3 protein-coding genes are annotated in these 2,622 nt (G+C 60.1%); 2 read left to right on the forward strand and 1 reads right to left on the reverse strand.

Translation table 11 applies throughout. The annotated features are described in order from the left end of the window. Positions 1-10: 10 nt before the first annotated feature. Positions 11-853, forward strand: coding sequence for an oxidoreductase (locus tag ACFFAR_RS13235; RefSeq protein ID WP_375507984.1), 843 nt, complete (start codon positions 11-13; stop codon positions 851-853). Between the two features lie 83 nt (positions 854-936). Here the strand turns inward: ACFFAR_RS13235 and ACFFAR_RS13240 are convergent, their stop codons facing one another. Further along, on the reverse strand, positions 937-1,413 hold the full coding sequence (locus ACFFAR_RS13240; RefSeq protein ID WP_375507985.1) for a MarR family winged helix-turn-helix transcriptional regulator: 477 nt from the start codon (positions 1,411-1,413) through the stop codon (positions 937-939). 189 nt (positions 1,414-1,602) lie between these two features. Between ACFFAR_RS13240 and ACFFAR_RS13245 the strand changes: the two genes are divergently transcribed. Then, positions 1,603-2,622, forward strand: a 1,020-nt coding sequence (locus ACFFAR_RS13245) for an MFS transporter (protein ID WP_375507986.1), incomplete at its 3' end; no start/stop codon positions are given.

Here is a 2,622-nt window from a genome sequence, read left to right on the forward strand (position 1 = left end):
GATTTCACATATGAGCAATGACACTCCGGTCTGGTTCATTACCGGCTGTTCCACCGGATTTGGCCGGGAGCTCGCACTTGCCGTACTGGATAAAGGCTGGCGTGCTGTCGTGACAGCGCGTCAGCCCAGCTCGCTGGCGGAATTCGAGGAGCGCTATGGCGATCGCGCGCTGGTGGTCGAACTCGACGTTACGCAGGCCGGTCAGATCAAACACGCGGTAGAAAAGACGCTTCAGCAATTTGGCTGTATCGACGTGCTCGTCAACAATGCTGGTTACGGCTACCTGAGCGCAATCGAGGAAGGCGACGATCAGGATGTGCGCGACATGTTCGAAGTAAACTTCTTCGGTCTCGCCGACACCATCAAGGCCGTGTTACCCACAATGCGCGAACAGCGCGCTGGACACATCGTCAACATCACGTCGGTGGGCGGCCTGATCGGCAATCCGGGAAGCGGTTATTACGCCGCCACCAAGTTCGCGGTGGAAGGCCTGAGCGAGGCGTTGGCCGCCGAGACGGCCGATCTGGGGATCAAGGTGACAGCCGTCGAGCCTGGCCCGTTTCGCACCGACTGGGCAGGACGTTCGCTCAAGCAAGCAAAGAATCCGATCGAGGCCTATGAGGCCGGCGCCGGCAAGCGCCGCAGCGCCATCTCGGCCGCGAGTGGCAAGCAGCCGGGCGACCCGGCGCGTGCGGCACTGGCAATCATCGCTGCCGTGGAATCGCCGAACCCTCCGGGCCACTTGATCCTCGGCAGCAACGGTCTGGAGCGCGTAAAGATCAAGCTGGACGCTCTGCGCGCCGAGATCGCCGCATGGGAAGCCACCACGCTTAGCGCCGATTTCCCCGAATAGATTTTCGCTGACGGGAATCCAGTCCAATCCTTACGGCGAGATTCCGGGCTCATCGCGATAAAGAGGCCTTCGAGGAAGCTCGGTTACGCACCGATGCTCTTCTCGAAGCTGGCGGCGAAATCATCAGACAGCAACAGCTCCAGCATGTTACGCAAGGCTTCGGATTCGGGTTGTCCGAAAGCCTTGTTGAATCCGGTTTGAGCTTTGCGCCACAAGGCATCGGATTCGGCGAGCTTGGTGCGCCCGTGCAACGTGAGGCTGATCAGCCGATGCCGCCGGTCATCAGCATCCACCGCCACCTCAATGAATCCATCGCGCTCGAGTGGCCGCAGCGTATGCGCGAGCGCGCCCGGGTCCATTACCAATGCATTCGCGAGCGCCCCGACATTGGCGGGCTCGGAGCGCCCTATCTGCGCGAGGATTGCGCGCTGAGTCGTCTTCAGACCGCATGGCGCGAGCGCCACGTCGTAGAGCTGTGAAACCCGACGCGTCGCCTTGCGCAGTACCGTGCAATTGCAACCGGCCTTCTTTGCCTTTTTTCCTGCCACTTTTGTAGCCATCGTTCTCATCTGTACCAATCCCGCAAAGCTCGCTCTGAAATGTCAGCATATGCAGGCAATTGACGAAATGCAAGCATATGCAGATAATGAAGACTGGACCGCCCGTTCCTGGAGACGCGTTATGTGGCTTGCCAGTTGTACGAATCGCTTCGTAGTCGCAACGTACGCCGCGGGCCAGGACGCAACCACATGAATCGCCCGGTTCTTGCCGCATCCGAAGTTTCGACCAAGCGTCATGAATGGCTGGTGCTGATCTGTACCTCCGCGCCGTCGTTCATGCTGCAGTTGGACGCCAACATCGTGTCGGTATCGTTGCCGTCGATCGCACGTTCCTTGAACGCGAATTTTGATGGCATCGAATGGGTGATCACTGCCTACATGCTGAGCTTCGCATCGTTGCTGATGCCCGCGGGCGCGCTTGCGGACCGCTTCGGCCGCAAACGGTTGCTGGTGATCGGCCTGAGTCTGTTCACGCTTGCCTCATTGCTGTGCGGACTGGCTTGGAGCTTGCCCGTTTTGATTGCCGCACGCGCATTGCAAGGCGCCGGAGCGGCGATGCAACTCAGTGCCGCGCTCGCGACGCTATCGCACGCTTTTCATGGCGAAGCGCGCGCACGTGCGTTTGCGTTCTGGGGTACGGTCGTCGGCATTGGAATCGCGAGCGGCCCGGTGGTGGGCGGGATCATCACGCAAGCATTCGGCTGGGAGTGGGCTTTCTATGTGAATGTGCCGATCGGCGCCGCGCTTCTTTTCCTGATCCTGCGTGTGATCCAGTCGTCTCACGATCCGAACGCAATGCGGCTCGATCTGCCGGGCGTAGCCTGCTTTTCCAGCGCGCTTTTTCTGATAACGCTTGCGTTGATAGAAGGGAACAGGCGTGGATGGAGCGACCGCTGGATCGTCAGCGAACTCGTTGGCGCACTCATCCTGTTTGCGCTCTTCATCATTGTCGAACGGCGTCAGGCGCGGCCGATGCTCGATCTGTCGTACTTCCGCAAACCGACTTATCTAGGCGCAACGCTCGCGCAGTTCGCGTTCTCCGTGGGCTTGCTCACAATGCTGACCTTCGTGCCGATCTTTCTGCAAAGCGGTCTAGGGGAAAGCTCGGCCACCGCCGGACTGATGATGTTGCCCATGGTCGTACCTCTGTTCGTCGTACCGCGTGTCGTGTCGCGCCATCTGGCGCATCGTCTGTCGGGGCGCGCGTTG

This window comes from uncultured Caballeronia sp. (assembly GCF_964243625.1).
Classification (GTDB): domain Bacteria; phylum Pseudomonadota; class Gammaproteobacteria; order Burkholderiales; family Burkholderiaceae; genus Caballeronia.

Coding starts and splice junctions, on each gene's coding strand:
- ACFFAR_RS13235 (WP_375507984.1), top strand. CDS start 11: ATGAGCAATGACACTCCGGTCTGGTTCATTACCGGCTGTTCCACCGGA.
- ACFFAR_RS13240 (WP_375507985.1), bottom strand. CDS start 1,413: ATGGCTACAAAAGTGGCAGGAAAAAAGGCAAAGAAGGCCGGTTGCAAT.